At 67.3% G+C, this 24,295-nt stretch carries 23 protein-coding genes and 1 pseudogene; 11 read left to right on the top strand and 13 right to left on the bottom strand.

The genetic code is table 11. The features are described 5' to 3' along the window. From ACK4ZD_RS07565 to ACK4ZD_RS07550, 4 genes and pseudogenes are all read left to right on the top strand, one after another. Nucleotides 1-259, top strand: a 259-nt coding sequence (locus ACK4ZD_RS07565; protein WP_409660173.1) for a histidine phosphatase family protein, incomplete at its 5' end; no start/stop codon positions are given. Nucleotides 260-349: 90 nt separating this feature from the next. Next, nucleotides 350-1,411 (top strand): acyltransferase family protein, encoded by a 1,062-nt coding sequence (locus ACK4ZD_RS07560; protein ID WP_409660171.1) that lies wholly within the window; start codon nucleotides 350-352, stop codon nucleotides 1,409-1,411. Nucleotides 1,412-1,450: 39 nt separating this feature from the next. Next, a pseudogene (locus ACK4ZD_RS07555) lies at nucleotides 1,451-2,497 on the top strand (sterol desaturase family protein); the annotation flags it as partial. Nucleotides 2,498-2,606: 109 nt separating this feature from the next. After that, a complete protein-coding gene (locus ACK4ZD_RS07550; protein ID WP_409660169.1) occupies nucleotides 2,607-3,407 on the top strand; it encodes a glycosyltransferase in 801 nt (266 codons plus the stop codon). A gap of 4 nt (nucleotides 3,408-3,411) precedes the next feature. On the opposite strand, the gene ruvB is transcribed toward ACK4ZD_RS07550, so the two are convergent. From ruvB to ACK4ZD_RS07530, 4 genes are all read right to left on the bottom strand, one after another. Further along, nucleotides 3,412-4,476, bottom strand: a complete 1,065-nt coding sequence (gene ruvB / locus ACK4ZD_RS07545; RefSeq protein ID WP_409660167.1) for a Holliday junction branch migration DNA helicase RuvB — start codon at nucleotides 4,474-4,476, stop codon at nucleotides 3,412-3,414. Between the two features lie 13 nt (nucleotides 4,477-4,489). Next, on the bottom strand, nucleotides 4,490-5,065 hold the full coding sequence (ruvA, locus tag ACK4ZD_RS07540) for a Holliday junction branch migration protein RuvA (RefSeq protein ID WP_409660166.1): 576 nt from the start codon (nucleotides 5,063-5,065) through the stop codon (nucleotides 4,490-4,492). Between the two features lie 45 nt (nucleotides 5,066-5,110). Beyond that, on the bottom strand, nucleotides 5,111-5,773 hold the full coding sequence (locus tag ACK4ZD_RS07535) for a response regulator (protein ID WP_409660164.1): 663 nt from the start codon (nucleotides 5,771-5,773) through the stop codon (nucleotides 5,111-5,113). Between the two features lie 76 nt (nucleotides 5,774-5,849). Beyond that, on the bottom strand, nucleotides 5,850-7,727 hold the full coding sequence (locus ACK4ZD_RS07530) for a sensor histidine kinase (protein ID WP_409660162.1): 1,878 nt from the start codon (nucleotides 7,725-7,727) through the stop codon (nucleotides 5,850-5,852). A gap of 108 nt (nucleotides 7,728-7,835) precedes the next feature. Here ACK4ZD_RS07530 and ACK4ZD_RS07525 point away from each other — a divergent pair, with 108 nt between their 5' ends. Further along, nucleotides 7,836-8,798, top strand: coding sequence for a PhoH family protein (locus ACK4ZD_RS07525; protein ID WP_409660160.1), 963 nt, complete (start codon nucleotides 7,836-7,838; stop codon nucleotides 8,796-8,798). A gap of 2 nt (nucleotides 8,799-8,800) precedes the next feature. Beyond that, nucleotides 8,801-9,247 (top strand): rRNA maturation RNase YbeY, encoded by a 447-nt coding sequence (gene ybeY / locus ACK4ZD_RS07520; protein ID WP_409660158.1) that lies wholly within the window; start codon nucleotides 8,801-8,803, stop codon nucleotides 9,245-9,247. 19 nt (nucleotides 9,248-9,266) lie between these two features. Here ybeY and ACK4ZD_RS07515 read toward each other — a convergent pair whose 3' ends face one another. From ACK4ZD_RS07515 to ACK4ZD_RS07485, 7 genes are all read right to left on the bottom strand, one after another. Continuing rightward, on the bottom strand, nucleotides 9,267-10,259 hold the full coding sequence (locus ACK4ZD_RS07515) for an ABC transporter ATP-binding protein (RefSeq protein WP_409660156.1): 993 nt from the start codon (nucleotides 10,257-10,259) through the stop codon (nucleotides 9,267-9,269). Then, on the bottom strand, nucleotides 10,256-11,248 hold the full coding sequence (locus ACK4ZD_RS07510; protein WP_409660154.1) for an ABC transporter ATP-binding protein: 993 nt from the start codon (nucleotides 11,246-11,248) through the stop codon (nucleotides 10,256-10,258). Before ACK4ZD_RS07510 ends, ACK4ZD_RS07515 begins: the two co-directional genes overlap by 4 nt. Before the next feature lie 16 nt (nucleotides 11,249-11,264). Then, a complete protein-coding gene (locus ACK4ZD_RS07505; protein ID WP_409660153.1) occupies nucleotides 11,265-12,197 on the bottom strand; it encodes an ABC transporter permease in 933 nt (310 codons plus the stop codon). A 98-nt stretch (nucleotides 12,198-12,295) separates the two neighbouring features. Then, the gene (locus ACK4ZD_RS07500; RefSeq protein ID WP_409660151.1) at nucleotides 12,296-13,864 is read right to left on the bottom strand and encodes an ABC transporter substrate-binding protein; all 1,569 of its coding nucleotides are present in this window, start codon (nucleotides 13,862-13,864) and stop codon (nucleotides 12,296-12,298) included. After that, nucleotides 13,864-15,096: a M20 aminoacylase family protein gene (locus ACK4ZD_RS07495; protein ID WP_409660150.1), complete on the bottom strand. Its 1,233-nt coding sequence runs from the start codon at nucleotides 15,094-15,096 to the stop codon at nucleotides 13,864-13,866. Before ACK4ZD_RS07495 ends, ACK4ZD_RS07500 begins: the two co-directional genes overlap by 1 nt. 15 nt (nucleotides 15,097-15,111) lie before the next feature. Further along, nucleotides 15,112-16,095 carry an ABC transporter permease gene (locus ACK4ZD_RS07490; protein WP_409660148.1) on the bottom strand — a complete coding sequence of 328 codons (984 nt, stop codon included), beginning with the start codon at nucleotides 16,093-16,095 and terminating at the stop codon, nucleotides 15,112-15,114. A 154-nt stretch (nucleotides 16,096-16,249) separates the two neighbouring features. Next, nucleotides 16,250-17,842: an ABC transporter substrate-binding protein gene (locus ACK4ZD_RS07485; RefSeq protein ID WP_409660146.1), complete on the bottom strand. Its 1,593-nt coding sequence runs from the start codon at nucleotides 17,840-17,842 to the stop codon at nucleotides 16,250-16,252. Nucleotides 17,843-18,045: 203 nt separating this feature from the next. On the opposite strand from ACK4ZD_RS07485, the gene ACK4ZD_RS07480 reads away from it, so the two are divergent. Continuing rightward, nucleotides 18,046-18,336: a nucleotidyltransferase family protein gene (locus ACK4ZD_RS07480; protein WP_409660145.1), complete on the top strand. Its 291-nt coding sequence runs from the start codon at nucleotides 18,046-18,048 to the stop codon at nucleotides 18,334-18,336. Next, the gene (locus tag ACK4ZD_RS07475) at nucleotides 18,333-18,692 is read left to right on the top strand and encodes a DUF86 domain-containing protein (RefSeq protein WP_409660143.1); all 360 of its coding nucleotides are present in this window, start codon (nucleotides 18,333-18,335) and stop codon (nucleotides 18,690-18,692) included. The genes ACK4ZD_RS07480 and ACK4ZD_RS07475 overlap by 4 nt, the downstream gene beginning before the upstream one ends. Nucleotides 18,693-18,829: 137 nt before the next feature. Here the strand turns inward: ACK4ZD_RS07475 and ACK4ZD_RS07470 are convergent, their stop codons facing one another. Further along, nucleotides 18,830-19,876 (bottom strand): porin, encoded by a 1,047-nt coding sequence (locus ACK4ZD_RS07470; protein ID WP_409660141.1) that lies wholly within the window; start codon nucleotides 19,874-19,876, stop codon nucleotides 18,830-18,832. Between the two features lie 291 nt (nucleotides 19,877-20,167). Between ACK4ZD_RS07470 and coq7 the strand changes: the two genes are divergently transcribed. Then, nucleotides 20,168-20,821, top strand: a complete 654-nt coding sequence (gene coq7, locus ACK4ZD_RS07465) for a 2-polyprenyl-3-methyl-6-methoxy-1,4-benzoquinone monooxygenase (protein WP_409660139.1) — start codon at nucleotides 20,168-20,170, stop codon at nucleotides 20,819-20,821. A 2-nt stretch (nucleotides 20,822-20,823) separates the two neighbouring features. Here the strand turns inward: coq7 and ACK4ZD_RS07460 are convergent, their stop codons facing one another. Beyond that, the gene (locus ACK4ZD_RS07460) at nucleotides 20,824-21,246 is read right to left on the bottom strand and encodes an OsmC family protein (RefSeq protein WP_409660137.1); all 423 of its coding nucleotides are present in this window, start codon (nucleotides 21,244-21,246) and stop codon (nucleotides 20,824-20,826) included. A 327-nt stretch (nucleotides 21,247-21,573) separates the two neighbouring features. Between ACK4ZD_RS07460 and ilvA the strand changes: the two genes are divergently transcribed. Further along, a complete protein-coding gene (gene ilvA, locus ACK4ZD_RS07455; RefSeq protein WP_409660136.1) occupies nucleotides 21,574-23,148 on the top strand; it encodes a threonine ammonia-lyase, biosynthetic in 1,575 nt (524 codons plus the stop codon). Between the two features lie 103 nt (nucleotides 23,149-23,251). Continuing rightward, nucleotides 23,252-24,295 (top strand): nicotinate-nucleotide--dimethylbenzimidazole phosphoribosyltransferase, encoded by a 1,044-nt coding sequence (locus tag ACK4ZD_RS07450; protein WP_409660134.1) that lies wholly within the window; start codon nucleotides 23,252-23,254, stop codon nucleotides 24,293-24,295.

Here is a 24,295-nt window from a genome sequence, read left to right as displayed (position 1 = left end):
GGTGGTCGAGCAGGCCGGGGCCCTGGCCTGCGCCCACCCCGGTCAGACGATCGCCCTGGTCGCCCACGGCGGCGTGCTGGATTGCCTGTACCGCGCCGCCACGCGGATCGACCTGCGCGCCTCACGCACCTGGGAACTGGCCAACGCCAGCATCAACCGACTGCTGCACACCCCCGAGGGCTTCACCCTGGTGGGATGGGCCGACACGCAGCACCTGCAGGACCTAGCGCTCGACGAGTGCGCCGACGGCGGCCGATAGCCGCGGGGCGACGGTCAACCGCGCGGCGGGTCCGGCCGTTGTGCGGGCGTCCGCCCCTGCAGGCCGGACGCCTCGACCCGCCTTGCCTCCATGCATTCCGAACGCCTGGCCCTGGTGGACGCCCTGAAGGCGTGCGCCTCCCAATTGATCGTCTGGCATCACCTGGCCCTGTATGGCCCGCTGGCCGACAGCGGTCATGCGTTGTGGCCCGCGCTGATGGGCTGGTTGGCCGGGGAGGCCCGCATGGTCGTGCAGGTGTTCCTGGTGGTGGCGGGCTTCCTCGTGGCCCGCAGCCTGGCGCCGGACGGCCGGCTGCGGGGCGCCGCGCTGCCGGCCGTGGCCGCGCGCTATCGGCGGCTCGTGGGGCCGTTCCTGGCGGTGATCGGACTGAGTCTGGTCTGCGCCGCCGTGGCCCGGCATTGGATGACCGACGATGCAACGCCGGCGGCGCCCACGGTGATGCAGGTGGTCGCCCACGCCTTGCTGCTGCACGATCTGCTGGGCCAGGAGGCCTTGTCGGCCGGGGTGTGGTACGTGGCCATCGATTTCCAGCTCTTCGTCCTCTTCGTGGCGCTGGCCTGGGCCTGCCGGCGCCTGCTGCCGCCGCATCGGGCGCCCCAGGGCCTGCTGGGTGGCGTGGCCGTGCTGGGCCTGGCTTCGATGTTCGGCTTCAACCGCGATCCGAGCTGGGATGTATGGGCCCTGTACTTCTTCGGAGCCTATGCCCTGGGGATGATGGCCTGGTGGACGTCCGCGCCGCAGCAGCCCTGGGGGGCCGGCGCGGCGGTGGCCGCCCTCACGCTGCTGGCCTGGTGGATGGACCCGCGCCCACGGCTGGCGATCGCCCTGGCCTGCGCCGCCCTGCTGTACCTGGCGCGCCGCACCGGCCGGCTGCCCCACTGGGGCGCCGGTGCGGCAACCGCCTGGCTGGGCCGGATTTCCTATGCGGTCTTCCTGGTGCATTTCCCGGTGCTGCTCGTGGTCAATGCCGCCTGTGTGCGCTGGCTGCCCGACGACCCCGGCGTGCATGCTGCGGGCCTGCTGGCGGCCTGGGGCCTGAGCCTGGCGGCCGGCCACGCCTTCCACCGCTGGGTGGAGCGTCCGCTGGCGGGGCCCATGCGGGTCTCCCCGGGTCCTGCCGCTGCGGGCTGATGCCCACAATCGGTGCTTCATCGCTTCCCGTCGCTTCCCATGAACGGCGCACAGATCATCGTCCTGGCCACCCCGGTCTTCCTGCTGTTGATCGCGGTGGAATACCTCGTGGGACGCTGGCGCGGGCGCAACACCTACCGGCTCAATGACGCCCTGAGCAGCATCGGCCTGGGCATCATGAGCCAGGTGGTGGGGGTACTGACCAAGGCCCTGACCGTGGGGATCTACACGGTGGCCCACCAGCACCTGGCCTTGTGGGACCTGCCGGCCGATGCCTTGTGGGTCTGGGTGGCGGGGCTGCTGCTGTACGACCTGTGCTACTACTGGCACCACCGGCTGGGGCACGAATGTGCGCTGTTCTGGGCCGCCCACGTGGTGCATCATCAGAGCGAGGACTACAACCTTTCCACCGCGCTGCGCCAGACCAGCTCGGGCTGGATCGGTGGCTGGGTCTTCTACCTGCCGATGGCGGTGCTGGGCTTTCCTCCGCTGGTCTTCGGCGTGGTGGCGCTGATCGACCTGCTCTACCAGTACTGGGTGCACACCCAGCAGATCGGCCGGCTGGGCTGGTTCGACCGGGTGTTCTGCTCACCGAGCAACCACCGTGTGCACCATGCCGTGAACGACAAGTACTTGGACAAGAACTACGGCGGCATCCTGATCTTGTGGGACCGGCTGTTCGGCACCTTTCAGGAGGAGGACGACCGCGAGCCCTGTGTCTACGGCACGCGCAGCCCGCTGCGCAGCTGGAACCCGGTGTGGGCCAACCTGCAGGTCTACCGCGACCTGGTGCTCGACAGCTGGCGCGCGCGGCGCTGGAGCGACAAGCTGCGCGTGTGGTTCAAGCCTCCGGGCTGGCGGCCGGCCGACGTGGCCGAGCGCTTCCCCAAGGCGCCCTTCGACCTGTCGCGCCTCGAGCGCTACGACCCGCCGATGCCGACCTGGGCGCAATGGGCCGCCGGCGCCCTGTTCCTGGCTCTGCTGGGGGCCACCGCAGCCTTCCTCTGGCAGGCGCATACGCTGAGCCTGGGGGCGCAGGCCGGTGGGGCGGCGCTGATCGTGGTGGGATTGTGGGGGGTGTCAGCGTTGAGCAGCCTCGGGCGGCCCGCGCCGCGGCCCGCGCAGGCCGCGGCATGACGCATCGTCCTGGCGGCGTGCACTAACATGTGCCGCCCGGCCCTGCCCTTCGTCCCCGATGACCATTCCGTCCACCCCCTCCTCTGTCAACGTCATCTGCATGAAATGGGGTCGCCTGTACGGCCCCGAATACGTCAACCACCTGCATGCCGGCGTGCGACGCCACCTGTCGCTGCCGCATCGGTTCGTCTGCTTCACCGACGATGCCGCAGGTCTGCATCCCGACATCGAGGTCTTCCCGGTGCCGGCGCTAGGCCTGCCGCCGGGCCATGGGGACACGCGCTGGCAGAAGCTGGCCGTGTTCCGCCGTGAGCTGGCCGACTTGTCCGGCCCCACGCTCTTTCTGGATCTTGATCTGGTGATCGTCGATTCGATCGACCCCTTCTTTTCGGCACCGGGGCGTTTTCTGATCATCCGTGACGACGAGCTCTTCCGCACCAAGCCGCTGCGCAAGCTGCTGCCGGCGCGAGATCGCTTCCTGGCCAGCGTGGGCAACTCCTCAGTGTTCCGTTTCGAGGTCGGTGCGCACACGGACATCCTGCAGGCCTATGTCGCAGACCCGGCCGCAGCCACACGCGCCTACGAGATCTCGCAGCAGTTCCTCAGCGCCCAATTGGCCCGGCGCGGCCTGCTGCAGTATTGGCCCAAGGGCTGGTGCGTGAGCTTCAAGAACGACTGCGTGCCACGTCACTTCGCGAGCTACTTTCGCGACCCCGCCATCCCGCCAGGCGCCAAGATCGTGGTGTTTGCAGGATCGCCGAAGATGTCGGAAGTGCTCGAAGGCGGCGGCCATCGCTGGTACCGCCGCATCGGCAACATCGACTGGCTGCGCCAAGCCTGGCAGGCCGACGCCGGCTGAAGCATTAGGGGCCGTCGAAGAGGCCGCCCTCACCGCTCCTGGGCGCCACCAACCCCAGGTGCCGATAGGCCGTGGCCGTGGCGATGCGCCCGCGGGGGGTGCGCTGCAGGTAGCCTTGCTGAATGAGGTAGGGCTCGATCACGTCCTCGATGGTGTCGCGCTCCTCGCCGATGGCCGCAGCCAGGTTGTCCAGACCCACCGGGCCGCCGTCGAAGCGGTGAATCACCGCCTCGAGCAGCTTGCGGTCCATCACGTCGAACCCCATCGGGTCGACATCGAGCATCGCCAGGGCCCGGTCGGCGATCGCCTTGCCGATGTGGCCGCTGCCCTTGACCTCGGCATAGTCGCGCACCCGGCGCAGCAGGCGGTTGGCGATGCGCGGCGTGCCGCGGGAGCGCCGGGCGATCTCCAGCGCACCTTCCGGGTCGATGGGGGCGTTGAGCAGCCCGGCCGAACGCGTGACGATGCGCATCAGCTCCTCGGCGGTGTAGAACTCCAGCCGCGCCACGATGCCGAAGCGGTCGCGCAGCGGGTTGGTGAGCATGCCCGCGCGCGTGGTGGCGCCCACCAGCGTGAAGGGCTGCAGGTCGAGCTTGATCGAACGCGCGGCCGGGCCTTCGCCGATCATGATGTCGATCTGGTAGTCCTCCAGTGCGGGGTAGAGGATCTCCTCGACCACCGGGCTCAGGCGGTGGATCTCGTCGATGAAGAGCACGTCGTTGCGCTCGAGGTTGGTCAGCAGCGCCGCCAGGTCCTTGGGCTTCTCGAGCACGGGGCCGGAAGTCTGACGCAGGTTCACGCCCAGCTCGTGGGCGATGATGTGCGACAGCGTGGTCTTGCCCAGGCCGGGCGGGCCGAAGAGCAGGACGTGGTCGAGCGCCTCGCCGCGCTTGCGGGCCGCCCCGATGAAGATCTCGAGCTGCTCGCGCGCCTTGGCCTGGCCGACGTATTCGGACAGGCCCTTGGGGCGCAGCGCGCGCTCCAGGGCTTCCTCCTGGGGTGAGGCCGGCGCGGCCGACACGACCCGGGGGCGCGGCGGCGGGGTGAAGTCGTCGGTCTGGATGCTCATGTGCGGGACAGGCTCACTTGGCGAGGGACTTCAGCGCCAGCTTGATGCCGTCGCTCACGCCCACATCCTCGGGCAGTGCCTTGAGGGCGGCGGCGGCCTCCTTGTCGCTGTAGCCCAGGGCCACCAGGGCCTGCAGCACGTCGGCCTGGGCCTCGCTCTTGACCGACACCGGCGCGGCCCCCAGCTCGGCGCCGAGCTTGCCCTTGAGTTCGAGGAGCAGGCGCTCGGCCGTCTTCTTGCCGATGCCAGGAATGCGGGTGAGGCGCCCCGCCTCCTGGACGCTGATGGCCTGGGCCAGTTCGGCCACGCTCAGGCCCGACAGCAGCGACAGGGCCATGCGCGGGCCCACGCCCGACACCTTGATGAGCTGGCGGAAGGCCTGGCGCTCGGCCGCCGTGCCGAAGCCGTAGAGCGCCTGCGCATCCTCGCGCACGACGAAATGGGTGAGCAGCGTGGTGCGCTCGCCCAGGTGGGGCAGGTTGTAGAAGGTGCTCATCGGCACGTCGACTTCGTAGCCGACGCCGCCGACATCGATCAGCACCTGCGGAGGGGCCTTCTCCGCGATCACGCCCGTCAGACGACCGATCATCCTGGGATTATCGCGGGGGCGCCGCACCCGGCGGCGCCAGCGGGCTCATCGGGGGGTGCGCTTGAACAGGCCCAGGCGCTGCGCCTCCAGCGCGGCCTCGGCGCGTGAGGACACGTTGAGCTTGCGGTAGATCTGCTTGACGTAGTCGGCGATGGTGTGGCGCGACAGGTTGAGCTGCTGGCCGATCTCGGGCAGCGTGAAGCCCTTGGCCACGCGCAGCAGCACCTCGTTTTCGCGCTCGGTGAGCGAGACGTCGGGCAGCAGCGGCGTCTCCTCCTTCTGCTGTCGCGCCTGCGAGGCGAAATAGGCGATCACGCGGCGGGCGATCGACGGCGACAGCGGCGGTTCGCCCTGGGTGATGCGCTGGAGCTGCTCGGCCAGCAGGTCGCGCGATTGCTCTTTGAGCAAATAGCCGAAGGCGCCGGCCTGCAGTGCGGGAAAGAGGTGGTCGTCGTCGTCGTGGATGGTCACCACGACCGACTGGGCGTCGGGCTGCTGTTCACGCAGGGCCTCGACCACCTCGACGCCCGAGCCGTCGGGCAGGCCCAGGTCGATCAGAGCCAGGTCGAAGCGCGTGGCGGTGATCTGTTGCAGCGCGTCGTGCACGCGGGCGCTTTCGACGAGCTGCGCCTTGGGGAACACCTGCACCACCAGGGCCTTGAGCCATTGGCGGATCTCAGGCAGGTCTTCGAGCAGCAGGATGTGCATGGCTGGTCAGGGCACCGAGGCCGAAGCGCCCCTCAGGCGGAGGCATGGTCGCATGTTAGCAGGCCCGGGCCGGCCGCTACAGCGGCAGCGTCAGGCGGATCAAGGTGCCGAAGCCCGGCCCGGACTCGACCAGGCACTGCCCGGCCAACTGTTTGGCGCGGCGTTTCATGCTGGCCATGCCGTGGCCGCGGTCGAGCCGCCCGTCCAGCTCCATCGGAATGCCCTTGCCGTTGTCCTGGATGACCAGGTTGAAGTCGGTGTCGTCAATCACGCAGCGAATGGTGCAAGCATTGGCCCCGCTGTGCTTGATGATGTTGCTGACGGCCTCGCGCAAGATCCGGGTGGTCTGCACATAGGCGCGCGCCGAGAGGTTGCGCTCGTCCGTCTCGTGGGAGCTGACCCAGTCGACCTGCACGGCGGCCTGGCTCAGCCGCGACACGGTCTCGGCACGCCAGTCGGCCAAGGCGTCGGCGATGCGCACCGGCTTGCCGGTGAGCCCCCGCACCGACAGGCGCATCTCCTCCAGGGCTTCGCGCGCCAGGGTGGCGATGCGCTCGTCGTGGCTGGTGTGGACGATGGTCAGCAGCTTGGCACCGAGGTCGTCGTGCAGGTCGCCGGCGATGCGCTTGCGCTCGGCCTCGGCCACCTGCTCGATGCGCATCTCGGCCAGATGCGCGTAGCTGCGCTCGATCTCGGCCGTGCGCTCGTGCACGCGGCGCTCGAGTTCGTCGCGCGTGGACTCGGCCACCTGCAGCGCCTGCGCGAACTCGCGCAGCACCTGCACGGCCACGACGAACATCAACACCGGCATCGCAAAGTGCACCAGGTGGCGGTTGGGCAGCTCCGTCCAGCCGTGCTGCACGGCCACTTCGGCCACGGCGGCCAGCACCCCGAGCATCATCACCGCCGCCACACCGCGCCAGCCCGGCCGGTCGGCCCGCCGGGCCTGCACCAGGTAGTCGATCGTGGCGGCGCCGACCTCGAGCGCGAAGATCACGAACCACAGGTTCATGACCTCGAAGAGCCGGCCCCGGCCGACCAGGGCCAGCGTGAGCGGCACCAGCAGGCATTGCGTCCACAGCGCGACGTCCACCCATCGGTAGCGCAGCCCGGCGTGGCGCTGCAGGAACAGGATGGCAAAGGCCACCACGGGGGCGATCAAACAGCTGATCAGCACCTCGGCCGCTGCATGGGTCAATGGCGGATCGCTCCACCACACGCGGGCGCTGACCAGCGACCAGCCGATCAGCAAAGCGCCGAAGTAGAGGTACATCGGCTGAGGCCGCCGGATCCAGCCCAGCCCGAGCATGAACAGGCCGATGACGGTCAGCACGGCGCCACCGATCTGCAAGACGGTGACGTTCCAGAACAGGTAGCGGTCGTGGCGCACGCGCAGCTCGTCTTCAGGCCCCACCTCGAGCACGGACAGCCCCGCGCTGCGCTGACGGGCGGCGACCTGCCCGGCCGGGAAGCCCACCACCCGCACGTCGAGATGGTTGCGGCCCGACGGATCCAGCAGGCCGGACGGCAGGGTGAACAGGAAGGGACGGTAGCAATTGCGCGTGACGGGCTCGCTCATGCGGCCGCCGCGGCCGATCACATGGCCGTTGAGGCGAACCTCGACGTTGGTGCAGGCGCGCTCGATGTACAGGGCCAGCAGTTCCTGGGGGGCCGGCAAGGTCTGCGCAGGCAGGGTAAAGCTCACGGCATAGGTGAGCACCCCGGAGAATTCGGGGCGCTCGCGCGCCCACTCGTCGGGCAGGCTGACATGGCGCAGCACCGGCCGGCTGGTGCGGCCATCGGGGGCTTCCTGCGCGACGATGGCCTCACGAATGACGAGAACCTCGGCGTGCGCCGGCCAGGCGGCGCCGGCCAGGACCAGCACCCAGCCCAGCCAACGCAGCCCCCCAAGAGACCACGTCCAGATCCTCCACGACGCACCGTTCATCTTCATGGCGCGCATTCTGCGACGAAGGTCGGCCGCTTCCCAGGCCCGTTGCCCACTTTCCCCGAAGTCGGGGGACAATGCCGGCTTTGGAGCCGCCTTGAACCGCCCGAGCCCGTGATCCTCCGCCACGCCTTCCTTCCGCTGGACAACGCCCGCCTGGCCCACCTGTGCGGCACGCTCGACGAGCATTTGAGGACCATCGAGGCCGCGCTGGACGTGAGCATCAGCCGGCGCAACGAAGCTTTCCGCATCGAGGGGCCGCGCAAGCAGGCCGAGCGGGCCACCGCCTTGCTGCAGTCGCTTTACGAACGCGCGGCCAAGCCGCTGTCCCCCGAGATGTTGCAGATGGCCGTGCTGCAAGCGGCCCGCTGCGACGACAAGCCGGCCGCCAGCGCCGACGGTGCGGCCGAGGAGATCGTGTTGCGCACCCGGCGCGCCGACCTGGCCGGACGCACCCCGAACCAGGATCTGTACCTGCGCAACATCCTCGGCCATGACATCACTTTCGGTATCGGCCCAGCCGGCACCGGCAAGACCTTCCTGGCCGTGGCTTGCGCGATCGACGCCTTGGAGCGAGCCGCCGTGCAGCGCATCGTGCTGACCCGCCCGGCGGTGGAAGCCGGCGAACGCCTGGGCTTCCTGCCTGGCGACCTCACGCAGAAGGTGGACCCGTATTTGCGCCCGCTGTACGACGCGTTGTACGACCTGATGGGCTTCGACCGCGTCGCCAAGGCCTTCGACAAAGGGCAGCTCGAGATCGCACCGCTGGCCTTCATGCGTGGACGCACCCTCAACCACGCCTTCGTGATCCTGGACGAAGCTCAGAACACCACCCCCGAGCAGATGAAAATGTTCCTCACTCGCATCGGCTTCGGGTCCAAGGCGGTGATCACCGGCGATGTCAGCCAGATCGACCTGCCACGCGGCACCACCAGCGGCCTGATCGACGCTCAGCGGGTGCTGCGGCGCGTGCGTGGCATCGCCATGACCCAGTTCACCGCTGCCGACGTGGTGCGCCACCCGCTGGTCGCGCGCATCGTCGAGGCCTATGACGCGGCCCGGCGGGCTCAGAGCTGAGCATGCGCCCCGAGCTGCACCTGTCGCTGCAGTTTGCGGACCCGCGCCACCGCGCACTGCTGCCGCGCCACAAGGTCAGGCGCTGGATCCGCGCCGCGCTGGAAGCCCCCGCTCAGATCACCGTGCGCGTCGTCGATGCCGACGAAGGCCGCGCCCTGAACCGCAACTACCGCCGACGCGACTACGCCACCAACGTGCTGACCTTCGACTACCAGCATGCACCGGTGGTCGTGGCCGACCTCATCGTCTGCGCACCGGTCGTCGAACGTGAGGCTGCCGAGCTCGGCAAGACAGTGGTCGAGCATTACGCGCACATGCTCGTGCATGGCACCCTGCACGCACAGGGGTACGACCACGAGGCCGACGACGAGGCTGAAGTGATGGAGGCGCGTGAATCGGCGGTGATGCGCGCGCTGGGATTCGCCGACCCCTACGCCCCGCCGGGTTGACCCGGGCGGGTGGTTCGCGTCAGACCCGGCCTTCCTCCACGGCGTGGCAGGCCACCTTGATGCCTTGGAAGTCCTTGAGCGCCGGGCGCTCGCTGGAGCAGCGCGCATTGGCGTGCGGACAGCGGGGGTGGAAGGCGCATCCACTGGGTGGATTCAGCGGATTGGGCACCTCGCCTTGCACCGGCGTGCGCGAGCGCCCGGTCATGTGGATGTCGGGGATCGCATCGAGCAGCATGCGCGTGTAGGGATGGCGCGATCGCCCGAAAAGCTCGCGCTTGGGCGCCAGCTCGACGAGCCGGCCCAGGTACATCACGCCCACCTCGTCCGCCACGTGCCGTACCACAGCCAGGTTGTGCGAAATGAACAGATAGGTCAGACCGCGCTGGCGCTGAAGATCCTTCATGATGTTGAGCACCTGCGCCTGCACCGACACGTCCAGTGCCGACGTCGGCTCGTCGCATACCAGGAACTCGGGCTGCGTGGCCAGGGCACGCGCGATCGAGATGCGCTGACGCTGTCCGCCGGAGAACTGGTGCGGGAACTTCTCCATGTCGGCCGGCGACAGGCCCACTGACTGCAGCAGTTCGCCCACGCGCTGTTTGGCCTGATCGTCGTTCTTGACCATGCCATGTTCACGCAATGGCTCGGCGATGATGTCCAGCACCTTCCAGCGCGGATTGAGGCTGGCATACGGATCCTGGAAGATCATCTGCATGCGGCGATGCAGCGCACGACCCTCGGCCGTGCCGGCCACCGACTGGGTGTCGATGCCGTCGAAGCGCACGGTCCCCCGGCTGGGCTTGTACAGACCCACCAGCAGGCGTGCCACCGTGCTCTTGCCGCATCCGGATTCGCCCACCAGCGCCAGCGTGTGGCCGCGCTCGATCTCGAAGCTCACGCCATCGACGGCGTGCACGAATTCCCGCGGCTTGCGCTCGATCACACGGTTGAGCCATGGGGCCGAGACGTCGAAGGTCTTGGCCAGGTCTTTCACTTCCACCAAGGCGGTCATGCTGCTTGTCTTTCTTGCTGTGCGTGCAGCCAGCACGCCGCACGGGTGCGGCCGGCATCCATCAGTTCAGGCCGCTCGATGCGGCAACGGTCGAAGGCTTTGGGGCAACGCGGGTTGAAGGCGCAGCCCCGCGGAATGGCCGTCAGGCGCGGCATTGCCCCGTCGATCTGGGTGAGGCGCTCGCGGTCCTCGTCCATCGCGGGGATCGACCCCATGAGGCCTTCGGTATAGGGGTGGGCCGGCGCATGGATCACGTCCTGCACGGGGCCGATCTCGGCCACGCGACCGGCGTACATCACCGCCACGCGGTCGCAGGTCTCGGCGATCACGCCCATGTCGTGCGTCACCAGCATCACGGCCGCCCCCTTTTCCTTGCACAGCCGCTTGAGCAGCGCAATGATCTGCGCCTGGATCGACACATCCAGCGCCGTGGTGGGCTCGTCGGCCACGATGAGCTTGGGCTCGGCCGCCAAGGCCAGCGCGATCACCACGCGCTGGCGCATGCCGCCCGAGAACTGGTGCGGGTAGTGGTCGATGCGCTGCTCGGCGGCCGGAATGCCCGTGTCCTTGAGCAACTGGATGGCGCGCTGGCGAGCCTCGGCCGGGCTCACCGGCAGGTGGGTGAGGATGGTCTCGACGAGCTGCCGCCCCACGGTGTACAGCGGGTTCAGCGAGGTCAGCGGATCCTGGAAGATCGCGCCGATTTGACGCCCTCGCACCTTGCGCATCTCCTCATACGGCAGGTTGTCGATGCGCCGGCCTTCCAGCAAGATTTCACCGGCGGCCACCCGGCCGGGGGGTTCGAGCAGACCGATGATGGCCGCACCGGTCAGCGACTTGCCGGCACCGGATTCACCGACCACGCCAAGGATCTCGCCGGCAGCGATGTCGAAGCTGATGTCGTCCAGCGCTAGCAGCGTGCCGCGCCGGGTCGGAAACTCCACGCGCAGGTTCTTTACCTGCAGCAAGGGTGTCTTGTTCGTGTCCATCGTGGGCGCTCCAGGCTCAACGCAGTCGGGGGTTCAGCGCATCGCGCAGCCAGTCGCCCAGCAGGTTCACGCTCAGCGCGATCAGCACGAGCATGGCGCCGGGGAAGATGGTGATCCACCACTCGCCCGAGAACAGGAAGTCATTGCCGATGCGGATCAGCGTGCCCAGCGAGGGCGAGGTGGGAGGCACCCCCACCCCCAGGAACGACAGCGTCGCCTCGATGATGATGGCCTGTCCCACCTGGATGGTGGCCAACACCAGCACCGGCCCCAACACATTGGGCAGCACGTGCTTGCGCATGATGCGCAGCGGACTGACGCCGATCACCCGGGCAGCCTGCACATAGTCCTTGTTGCGCTCGATCAGGGTCGAGCCGCGCACCGTGCGCGCGTAGTCCACCCACTTGGTGAGCGAGATGGCCAGGATCAACACGCCAAAGGCTAGGGTCTCGTGCGCGTTGGGGAACAGCGCCCGGCCCACGCCATCGATCAGCAGCGCGATCAGGATGGCCGGAAACGACAGCATCACGTCGCACACCCGCATGATGAAGGCATCGACCTTGCCACCCACGAAGCCCGACAGCAGGCCCAGCGAGACGCCCAGCACCACCGACAGCACCACCGACGCCAGGCCCACGAAGAGCGAGATGCGCGCGCCATACATCAGGGCCGACAGGATGTCGCGGCCCTGGTCATCGGTGCCCAGCAGATACTTGGTCGAACCGCCTTCCATCCACGCAGGCGGCAATCGCGAGTCGGACAGCTCCAGCGTGGCCAGATCGAAGGGGTTGTAGGGCGCCACCCAGGGCGCAAACAGCGCGCAAAAGCCGCAGATGAAGGCGATGACCGCCGCGGTGATCGCCACCGGCGAGGTGCGAAAGCTGTACCAAATGTCGCTGTCGAAGAAGCGCTGCCAGGCGCCGGGTGGGGAAGTCGTTGTGGTCGTCATGGGAGAACCGGTAGGTGGATTCGGCCCGCCGCCGGCTCACGCTCTTGTGAAGCGTCGCAGGCGACGGACCCAGGAGGTGCCGGGTCGGGCACAAGCCGTCACTTCATGTGGACGTACTTGAAAGGCATGAAGTTGTCGGCCAACTGCACCAGATCGATGTTGGCCTTCATCGCCCAAGCCAGCGCCTGCTGATGCAAGGGGATGTGACCCACCTCGTCTTGATGGATCTTGAAGGCCTCGGCGATCATCGCGTTGCGCTTGGACGCATCGGTTTCGGCCTGCACGAGTTGAGTCAGCTCGTCCACGCGGGCGTTGCTGTACCAGCCCAGGTTGAACTGACCTTGCCCTTTGTCATTCGGTGTAGCCATCAGGGCTGACAGCGGGTTGTGGGAATCATAGGTGCCAGGCGTCCAGCCCAAGAGGTAAAAGCTGGTGTCGCGTCGCAGGATCTTGGGGAAATAAGTACCCTTGGTTTCGGCCTGCAGGTTCACCTTCACGCCGATACGTGCCAGGTTGGCGGCCACAGCCTGGCAGATCGCGGCATCGTTGACGTAGCGATCGTTCGGGCAGTTCATGCCCACCTCGAAGCCGTTGGGATAGCCCGCCTCGGCCAACAGCTTCTTCGCCGCCTCGGGGTCGTAGGGCAGACGCTTGTTCAACTCGGGCGCGAAGCCCTTGATGCCCGGGGCGACCATCAGCGCCGTGGGGGTAGCCGCCCCGCGCATCACGCGGGTGCGGATGGTCTCGATGTCGATGGCCTGGTAGAAGGCGCGACGCACCCGCACGTCCTTGAAGGGGTTTTTGCCCTTGACGTTGGAGAACAGCAGCTCGTCGCGCTTTTGGTCCATGCCCAGGAAAATAGTGCGCAGCTCGGGGCCTTGCATGACCTTGAGGCCGGGGTTGGCCTTGATGCGATCGACGTCTTGCAGCGGCACCGGCTCCATCAGGTCGATCTCGCCAGACAGCAGCGCGGCCACGCGGGTGGCGTCGTTGCCGATCGGTGTGAAGATCACCTCGGTGAGGTTGCCATCGATCTTCCCCCAGTAATTGGCATTGCGCACCAGCACCGTGCGCTGCCCCGGTTGCCGCTCGCGCAGACGGAAGGGGCCCGTGCCATTGGCCCGGAAGCTGGCGGTGTTCTCGATGCCTTTGCGGCGGTCTACCGGCGTCTCGGCCTTGTTCTCCTCACACCACTTCTTGCTCATGATGTACACGAGGGTGATGACGTCAGGCAGGATGGGGAAGGGCGAGGTGGTCTCGATCTCGACGGTATGGCTGTCGAGCTTGCGCACCTCCTTGATCGAGTTGGTGTAGCCGCGCATGTCCGAGCCCTCGCCGGCGGCCCGCTTGAAGCTGAACACCACGTCATCGGCCGTGAAAGGTGTGCCGTCGTGGAAGCTCACGTTGCGGCGCAGCTCGAAGCGCCACACCGTCGGCGAGGTCTGCTTCCAACTCGTGGCCAGGCCCGGCGTGAGGCCCAGGGCCTTGTCGCGCGCCACCAGCGGTTCGTAGACATTGCCGGTGAAGCTCAACTGCATGGACTCGTTGAGCGAGTGGGGATCCATTGATTGCGCGTCACCCTGGTTGGCCACCCGCAGGGTCTTGGCTGTGGCCACCGTGCAGCTCAGGGCCAGGGCGACGGCGAGCAAGGTCGGCTTGAACTTCATCAGGGGTTCTCCTCATCGAGCGTTGAAAGGGGCATCGCCTGTTCGACCAGGGATGCGAACAGTGCCGAACCCAGCGGCAGGATCTCGTCGTTGAAGTCGTAGCGGCTGCTGTGGAGGAAGCAACCCGGGTCACCGCCGTCGCGTCCCTGGCCGATGCGTAGGTAGGCCCCGGGCTTGACCTGGAGCATGAAGGCGAAGTCCTCGGCGCCCATGCTGGGCGGCAGGTTGCGCACCACATGGTCCTCGCCGACGAGCGCGGCAGCTACGTCGGCGGCGAACTGCGCCTCACGCGGGGTGTTGACCGTGGCCGGGTAGATGCGCTGGTAGTCCAACGTGGCCGAGGCGCCCAGGCCCACGGCCACCGACTCCACCAGACGGGCCAGCCGCTCCTCGATCATGTCTTGCACCTGGGGACGAAAGCTGCGCACCGTGCCCACCAGCCGGGCCTGGCGCGGAATCACGCTCATCGCCCCCACGTCACCGCCTTGCATCGCGCAGATGCTCACCACCGCCTGGTCGAAGGGGCTGACGTTGCGCGACACCAGGCTTTGTGCCGCCGTGATGATGTGCGCGGCCACCAGCACGGGATCGACGGCCAGGTGGGGGTGGGCGCCATGCCCGCCCTTGCCGTTGACCGTGATCTCGATGCGGTCGGCCGCAGCCATCATCGGCCCGGGAGCCACCCCCACCTGACCGGCTGCCAGGTGCGGCCAGTTGTGCATGGCGTAGACGGCCTGCGCCGGGAAGCGCTCGAACAGGCCATCGTCGATCATGGCCTTGGCACCGGCGAAGCCCTCTTCGCCGGGCTGGAAGATCAGATAAGCCGTGCCGTCGAAACGGCGGGTCTCGGCCAGATAGCGGGCGGCCCCCACGAGCATCGTGGTGTGGCCGTCATGACCGCAACCATGCATCAAGCCCGACCTGCCCGAGCGCCAGGCGAAGTCGTTCTCCTCGCGCAGGGGCAGGGCGTCCATGTCGGCACGCAGGGCGATCGACCGCCCACTGCCGTGCCGGCGGCCCCGGATCACTGCGACCACGCCGGTTCTGGCGATGCCGGTGTGAATCTCATCCACACGCGTGAGCTTGAGCGCCTCCACCACCCTGGAGGCGGTGCGCACCTCCTCGAAGCCGAGTTCGGGGTGGGCGTGCAGATCTCGACGGAAAGCGGTGAGCTCCGGATGGAACTGCGCGATATGGCGGAAGATGCCGTGATGGGAGGCCTGCATCCGCATGATGACCTCCGGCACTCAGTGCCCCCCGCCCGGACGTTCCACGCGCAGCCGCGGGTCGACGGCAAAGTACAGCAGATCGACCGCCAGGTTGATGATCACGAAGATCAGCGCGATCAGGCACAGATAAGCCGCCATCACCGGGATGTCGGCAAAGGTCACGGCCTGGATGAAGAGCAGGCCCATACCCGGCCACTGGAACACGGTCTCGGTGATGATGGCAAAGGCGATCAAGCCGCCCAGTTGCAGGCCGGTGATGGTGATGACCGGCACCAGGGTGTTCTTCAGCGCATGGCCGAAATGCACCGCCCGGTTGCTCAGGCCGCGCGCACGCGCGAACTTGATGTAGTCGGTGCGCAGGACCTCGAGCATCTCGGCGCGCACCAGGCGCATGATGAGCGTGAGCTGGAAGATCGCCAGCGTCACCGCCGGCAGGATCAGGTGCTTCCAGCCCGTGGGAGTGAGCCAGCCGGTCGTCCACGCGCCGATCTGCACCACCTCGCCGCGGCCGAAGCTCGGCAGCCAGCCCAGCGTTACCGAGAAGAGCATGATCAACAAAATGCCGATCAGGAAAGTAGGCAGCGACACCCCCAGCAGCGAGAAGGTCAGCATCACCTGCGACAGGAAAGTGCCGCGGTTCAAGGCGGTGTAGACCCCCATCGGGATGCCCACGACCAGCGCGATCACGGCCGCGACGATGACCAGCTCCAGCGTGGCGGGGAAGCGCTCGAGCAGCAAGGTAGACACCTTTTGGCCCTGGCGCAGGCTCAGGCCGAACTCGCCCTGGGCGGCGTTGACCACGAAACGGCCGAACTGCACGAAGAAAGGCTGGTCCAGGCCCAGATCGGCGCGCATCTGGTCGCGCTGTTCGGGCGTGGCGTCCTGGCCCAGGATGTTGGTGACGGGATCGCCCACATACTGGAACAGCATGAAAGCGATGAAGGCCACGGTGAGCATGACCACGACGGCTTGAGCCAGTCGGCGAAGGATGAATGCGAGCATGAGCCTGTGTGGGCCGGTTGAGGAGGCCGTCACTCGTGATGACGGCCGCCTGGTTTCGAGTCAGGGATCGACGCCGGCCCGCGCGCCCCGGGGTCTTCCGGGCCGGCGGGCCGACAAGGCCCGCCATGATACGCGCGGGCGGGCGCTCAGGCCATCAGTTGACCTTCACCAGACGCATGTCGATGCGGTTGTCGGCGCGGTGGACCACATCGATGTTCTTCTTCATCGCCCAGGGGATCACCTGGTCGTGAAGCGGAATATGGGCCACCAGGTCGTTTTGCAGTTGCAAGGCTTCGGTCAGCATACGCCGGCGCACCGGGGCGTCGGTCTCGACCTTCACGCGGTCGACCAGGTAGTCCATGCGCTCGTTGGAGAAGCGGCCCACGTTGTAGTTGCCGTCGCCGCCCGTGCCCACGGTGCGCACCAGCGATTGCAGCGAATACAGCGCGTCGAAGGTCGGCACGCCCCAGCCCAGCATGTAGATGCTGGCTTCATAGCGCTGGATCATCGGGAAGTAGGTCACCAGCGGCATCGTGCGCAGCTTGGCCTTCACGCCAATGCGCGCCCACATCGCGGTGATGGCCTGGCAGATGGCCTCGTCGTTGATGTAGCGGTTATTCGGGCAGGCAAAGTCGACCTCGAAGCCGTCGGGATAGCCGGCCTGGGCCAGCAGCTTCTTGGCCGCCTCGACGTCATACGGGTAGCGCTTGGCCACCCCTTCCGTCCAGCCCGCCACCTGCGGGGCCACCAGGGCGCCGGTGGGCTTGCCCAGGCCGCGCATGATGTTGCGCGAGATGGTGTCGATGTCGATGGCCTGGTACAGCGCCTTGCGCACCCGCACATCCTTCAGCGGGTTCTTGCCCTTGATGTTGGAGCCGGGCAGTTCATCGCGGAACTGGTCCATGCCCAGGAAGATGGTGCGGTTCTCGACGCCGTCGATCACTTTCAGGTTGGGGCTGGAGCGCAGGCGGGGAAGATCCTGCGGCGTCGGATCGAGCACCAGGTCCACCTCACCCGACAGCAGCGCGGCGATGCGGGTGGCGGCCGACTTGATCGGCGTGTAGACGATCTCGGTGACGTTGCCCTCCATCTTGCCCCACCAATTGGGGTTGCGCTTGAACACCATGCGCTGGTCGGGCTGCCAGGATTCCAGGATGTACGGCCCCGTGCCGTTGGCGTTGCGGTGGGCGAAGTTTTCGTCGGGCGTCTTGATGTCCTTGGGCGCTACCGAGTTGTTCTTCTCGGCCCAAGCCTTGCTCATGATGCGCAGCTCGGTCATCTGCCGCAGCAGCACCGGGTTGGGCCCCTTGAGCAGCACATCGACGGTGTTGTTGTCGACCTTCACCACCTTGTCGATGCCCTGGGTGTAGACGGTGAAGTTGGAGCTGGGCGCCATGGCGCGGGTGAGCGAGAACACCACGTCGTCGGCCGTCATCGTCGTGCCGTCATGGAACTTCACGCCCTGACGCAGATTGAAGCGAATCTGGGTGGGGCTGATCTCGCGCCAGGAGGTGGCCAGCACAGGCTCGACCTCGAAGGTGCGGCTGTTGTAGTAGACCAGGGACTCGTAGACATTGGCATGCAGGCCGTTTTGCAGGGCGTTGTTCTGGGAGTGGATGTCCCAGGTGGAGATCTCGCCCTGGCTGGCCCACTTGAACGTCTTGGCGTGGACCGCAGGCCCGGCCATCAGGCCGGCGCAGACGAAGGCGGCTGCCGCCAACGCGGTGAGGGAGGAGCGTTTGAACATCGGTTCACTCACGTGAAATATTGAAAGTGTGAATGATCAGCAAATCCCATGCCGATCGTCAAAGGGGGAAGCCCCAATCACAGCACCCCGGCTTGGTGCTTGGGTGGCTCGCCGAACCCCCTGGCAGACCATCCACAGGGACACCAGGCCCGGGATTCGTGGTTCCACCGATAAAATTGGCTGTGCTCCAGGAGAAGCAACGCATGAAGCCCTCTGAAGCCTTGGCATCGAACCGTGCAGCCATCCGGCAGGTGGTCGAGTCGCACCGCGCCTGCAATGCCCGGGTGTTCGGCTCCGTGCTGCGCGGCCAAGACACCGACAGCAGCGACTTGGATATCCTCGTGGACCCAACGCCGGAAACGACGCTCATGGACGTCGCCGCCATTCAAGTCGAGCTGCAACGCCTTCTTGGGGTGTCAGTCGATGTGCTGACGCCCAGGGCCTTGCCTGACAACTTCCGCAGCCAGATCCTCTCCGAGGCCAAGCCGGTATGACCAAAGCGCTGCGCGTCCCGGACTATCTCGGGCACATCCTCAAAGCCATCGAGCGCATCGCCCGTTACACGGGAGGCATGGATGAGGCCGCCTTCCTGGGCAGCGAACTGGTGCAGGACGCCGTGATCCGCAACATCGAAATCATCGGCGAGGCATCAAACAACATCCAGCGCGTGGCCCCGGAGTTCGCGGCCCAGCACGATGACATCCCCTGGCTCGTCATGTACACCATGCGCAACCGCGTCACGCACGGCTACGACAAGGTGGACCTGGAAATCGTGTGGAAGACGATTCAAGGCGATCTTCCGGTCCTGTATCGGCAGGTGCAGGCTGTTGCCGCCAAAGAGCCGTTGTAGACGCGCCGGTGGAACTGCTGGAGGCCGGGCCGCCCTGAGTCTTCGAGCTTCGAAAAACCAGGATGGCCAGAAAAAAGCCGCCCGAAGGCGGCTTTTCGACTTGCTGTTCAATCAACTCGCACAGGGCGAGCGTCAGATCAGAAGTTGTGCTGGATGCCGAAGTCGAAGGCGGTGCGGCGGTCCAGGCTGGTGGTCTTGGCGCTGCCAACGTCAGCATAGACCTTGGTGCGCTTGGACAGGGGATAGTGGTAGCCCAGGCCGAACTTGGTGTTCTTGATGCCGTCCAGCAGGTCCTTGCCCGTCAGACGGGTGTACATGGCGCGCAGATCACCACCACCCACGGGAGCGGCCACGGCCAGCGACCAGTTGTTGGCGGAGTAGTCATCACCCGCGAGGGTGGCTTCGGCCTTGGCAGTCGAGTAAGCACCAATCAGGCGGGCCACACCGAAGTTGTAGCTGGCTGTGATGCCCATGCTGGTGCCCTTGTCGCCGGCGACGACACCCAGAGTCGTCGGAGTCTGGCCAAGCCCGGTAGCAAGTGCGGTGATACCGGCGGCAGAATCGCCTTGGTGGTAGCCAAAGCCAACATAGATCGGACCGCCACGATACTCGATGTTAAAGCCAATGTTGTCCTTGGTGTCGTTGGTCTGCTCAGCCAGACCCACGGCCACCTGAGCGGTCAGACCACCCATGTTGGGAGTGCGGTAGCTGATCAGGTTGCCGTAGCGAGACACCACAGCCACGGCCGAGGCAGTGTGCAGCATACCGATCTGGCCGACCGTGTCATAGCCCCAGGGATCGGCGGCGATGTTGGTCCAGAAGTAGGGCGAGTAGTCGCGACCCAGGCGCACTTCACCGAAGCCACCGGAGACGCCCACCCACGAGAAGCCCTGCCAGAACGTGCTGTCAGCGGCGCCGTTGTCCGGCGTGAAGCGGTGCTCGATGGCGAAGTTGGCGCGCAGGCCACCACCCAGGTCTTCCGTGCCACGGAAGCCCAGGCGCGAACCGGCTTGCTGCGCCAGCTGGAGCTCGTCATTCGAGGGGCCGCCCGTCAGGATGGAGTTGCCATCGTTGGCCTTGACCAGGCCCATGTCCAGCTTGCCGTAGATGGTCACGGAAGACTGAGCCACGGCGGCACCAGCGAAGGCACCCAGCACGGCGAGAGCGAGAAGAGATTTTTTCATTGCAACTATCTCCTAGGTTGAACAAGAGGTCTCGGGTCGCCCGTTGTTGTCTTGGACCAGGCTGTCCGAGCCAACCTCCTCAGCGGAAGTTGGCGCTATTCCACCAGACGCCCGCGGCAGCCGCCAGCCTTGCGGTCAGAAAACGGGGGCGTTTGTTGCCTGAGTGCAACAGGCTGCGACGGGGCGGGCGGGTTCCGGGGGCCGTCGCCCTGGGCCCGCCTGGGGCTGCCCCCGCAGCCCCGGAAGGCACTATGCTGTGCACTTGGTCCGGCCTGCCTGCCCGAAGAAGTCATGAACGCCCGCCCTGCCCTGTCTCCCGTCGATGCCCTGCTCAGCGCCGCCGACGGCGCCTTGCGCACCGTGTTCGGTGCCCACCGTGCGGCCCGCCCGTGCCCACGCCCGGCGGGGCCGGCCGATGCCGTGACTCTGAGCGAGCGCGAGCGCCGGCTTTCCGGCGCCCTGATGCGGGTCAACCACGTGGGCGAGGTCTGTGCCCAGGCCCTGTACACCGCCCAGGCCCTGGCCACGCGCGATGCGGCCCTGCGTGCCCATTTCGAGGCCGCCGCCCGGGAGGAGGTGGACCACCTGGCCTGGACGGAGCAACGCCTGGCCGAACTGGGCGACCGCACCAGCCTCCTCAACCCGCTGTGGTATGCCGGCGCCTTCGGCATCGGGCTGGTGGCGGGGCGCCTGGCCGGTGACCGGGTCAGCCTGGGGTTCGTGGTGGAGACCGAACGCCAGGTGGAGCAGCACCTGGAAAGCCACCTCGACCGCCTGCCGGCGCAGGACGCGGCCTCACGGGCCATCGTGCAGCAGATGAAGGACGACGAGGCCCGCCATGCGCTGGATGCCGAAGCCGCCGGGGCCGTGCCGCTGCCGGCGCCGGTGCAATGGCTGATGCGCGGCGCGGCCAAGGTGATGACCACGACCGCCCATCACGTCTGAGCTCAGCCCTCGACGATCTCGTAGCTGGTGGTGATCTCGGCCGTCTTGGCCAGCATGATGGTGGCCGAGCAGTACTTGTCGTGCGACATCTGGATGGCGCGCTGCACGGCCGTCTCGGGCAGGCCCCGGCCGGTCACCACGAAATGCATCCGGATGCGGGTGAAGACCTTGGGGTCGGTCTCGGCACGGTCGGCGCTGAGCTTGACCTGGCAGCCCCGCACGTCGTGGCGGCCGCGCTTGAGGATGAGCACCACGTCATAGGCGGTGCAGCCGCCCGCACCGGCCAGCAGGGTTTCCATCGGGCGCGGCGCCAGGTTGCGGCCGCCGCCCTCGGGGGCGCCGTCCATGCTCAGCAGGTGGCCGCTGCCCGTCTCGGCCGAGAAGGCCATGCCGCTGGCAGGCATCCAGTTGATCGTGCATTCCATGTCGTTGCATTCCAAGTGTGAAACGGTGTGCATTGTGTGCGCCGCGCGCCGGCCATGCAGTCGAACGTGGAGAGACTCCTCTAGGCCAAAGCGTGAATTTGTTATTGCAGCGCATCATCGTTCGGCGTTAAACTTTCATACATGTGATGTTCGCTGATCGCGGCATTGCAACGTTTGTCTCCTCCACCCTCCTCCTTTGGTGGATTGGGCCCAAGGCTTCACAGCCTTGGGCCTTTTTCTTGGGCGCACGCTGCCGTGTCAGAGGTGTTGCGCCGCAAAACGGCGGCGGGGCTCGCGTATATTCGACGGCTTCCCAGGAGGAGCCTGATGGCACGAGCCACCCCCAAGTCCCCCCGTGCGACCGCCCCGGCGCGGCGCCGCAAGCACCTGTCGCCGGCCGACTACTTGCAGAAGATCCTGACCGCGCGCGTCTATGACGTGGCCGTGGAGACCGAGCTCGAGCCGGCCGAGCAGCTCTCACAGCGTCTGGGCAACCAGGTGCTGCTCAAGCGCGAGGACAACCAGCCCGTGTTCAGCTTCAAGCTGCGCGGAGCCTACAACAAGATGGCCCACCTGAGCCCGGCCCAGCTCAGGCGCGGGGTGATCTGCGCCTCGGCCGGCAATCATGCCCAGGGCGTGGCCCTGGGCGCACGCCGCCTGGGCTGCCGGGCGGTGATCGTGATGCCGGTGACCACGCCGCAGGTGAAGATCGACGCGGTGCGGGCCCTGGGCGGCGAGGTGGTGCTGTTCGGCGAGAGCTTCTCGGACGCCTACGCGCACGCGCGCGAGCTGGAGGCCAAGAAGGGCCTGACCTTCGTGCACCCCTTCGACGACCCCGACGTGATCGCCGGCCAGGGCACGATCGCGATGGAGATCTTGCGCCAGCACCAGGGGCCGATCGACGCGATCTTCGTGGCCATCGGCGGCGGCGGCCTGATCTCGGGCATCGCCAGCTACGTGAAGGCCGTGCGTCCGGAAATCAAAGTGATCGGCGTGCAGATGGAAGACTCCGACGCCATGGTGCGCTCGGTGCGCCAGGGCAAGCGGGTGCAGCTGCCCGACGTGGGCCTGTTCGCCGACGGCACGGCGGTCAAGCTGGTGGGCGAGGAGACCTACCGCCTCACGCGCCAGCTGGTGGACGACTACGTGGTGGTGGACACCGATGCGGTGTGCGCGGCGATCAAAGACGTGTTCCAGGACACGCGCAGCATCCTCGAGCCCTCGGGTGCGATGAGCGTGGCGGCGATCAAGCAGTATGTGGAAACCCACCGCTGCAAGGGTCGAACCTTCGTGGCCATCACCTGCGGCGCGAACATGAACTTCGACCGGCTGCGCTTCGTGGCCGAGCGCGCCGAGGTGGGCGAGGAGCGCGAGGCCCTCTTCGCCGTGACCATTCCTGAGGAACGAGGCAGCTTCAAGCGCTTCTGCGCCCTGCTGGGCGAGCGCAGTGTCACCGAGTTCAACTACCGCATCTCCGGGGCCGACGAAGCCCACATCTTTGTGGGCCTGACGACGAGCCGGCGCGGCGAATCGGCCCGCATCGCGGCGCATTTCCAGAAGCATGGTTTTCCGACGCTGGACCTGACCCATGACGAGCTGGCCAAGCAGCACCTGCGCCACATGGTGGGCGGGCATTCGGAGCTGGCACGCGACGAGCGGCTGTTTCGCTTCATCTTCCCCGAGCGGCCGGGCGCGCTGATGAAGTTCTTGTCCACGATGCATCCGGGCTGGAACATCAGCCTGTTCCACTACCGCAACCAGGGGGCCGACTACGGCCGCATCCTGGTGGGCATCCAGGTGCCCAAGGGGGACAAGAAGGCCTTCCGGGAGTTCCTGGACACACTGGCCTATCCGTGCGTGGAGGAAACCGACAACCCGGCGTACCGGCTGTTCCTGCGCTGAACCCCCGTTTTGGGGGACCGCCGCCCCATTGCACCCCCGGTGGGCCGCTGGAAGAATGGGGCCGGCCGTCGCAGGCAGAGCACCCTCCCTCCGGCGGCCTGCCATGAGCCTGCACCGTTCGCTGATCGCCCCCACCTACCATCCCCCGTTGCAGCAGGCGCTGCACGACAAGCTGGCTGCGCGCAACACCGCCGCGGGCAGTCTGGGCGAGCTCGAGCCCCTGGCGGTGCGCCTGGGCCTGGTGCAGAACACCCTCAAGCCACGGCTGCACACGCCGCAGCTCGTCGTGTTCACCGGTGACCACGGATTGGCGGTGGACGGCATCACCGCGCCCGACACCACGCCCAGCACCGAGCAGGTGCAGGCCCTCATCACGCTGCGCACGCCGCTGGCGGTGTTCGCCCACATCCAGGGCCTGGGGCTCACCGTGGTCGATGCCGGTCTGGCCGAGCCCCTGGGGCGGCACCCGCTGCTGCTGTCGCGCAAGATCGCCCACGGCACGCGCAACTCGCGGGTGGGCGCGGCGATGTCGTTGGACCAGGCCCAGGCTGCGATCCGGGCCGGCATGGAGATCGCCAATGCCCTGCCCGGCAACGTGCTGGCCTGCGCAGGACTGGGCGTGGGCAGCGAGGCCAGCGCGGCCTTGCTGCTCTCGCGTCTGGCCTTGCTGCCGCTGACACAGCTCGTGCAGCCGGCGGCGCAGGCTCCCCCCGAGCTGCTGGGCCACCAGGTGGCCGTGCTGCAGGCAGTGCTGGAACGTCACCGCAGCGTGAGCGAGCCCGTGGAGATGCTGGCCGCCATGGGCGGCTTCGAGATCGCGATGATGGTCGGTGCGATGCTGGTGGCCGCGGGCAAGCGCCATCTCATCATCGTCGACGGCCTGCCGGCCTGTGCCGCCCTGGCCGTGGCCTCGCGCATCGCGGCCCCGGTGGTGGACTATGCGGTGTTCTCGCGCAGCCACAGCCGCCCGGGGCTGAGCCTGGCGCTCGAATACTTCCGGCAGGGCCCGCTGCTCGAACTGGGGCTGGAAAGCACCGACGGCACCGGGGCCTCCTTGGCCTGGCCGCTGATCCACGCGGCCGCAGCCTTGCTGACCGAAGTGGCCGAGGGCGAGGATCCGGGGCCCAGCCGGCCGATGGGCTTGTAA

Source organism: Caldimonas sp., assembly GCF_046291045.1.
Classification (GTDB): Bacteria; Pseudomonadota; Gammaproteobacteria; order Burkholderiales; family Burkholderiaceae_C; genus Caldimonas.
This window is presented reverse-complemented; position numbering and strand designations above follow the sequence as displayed.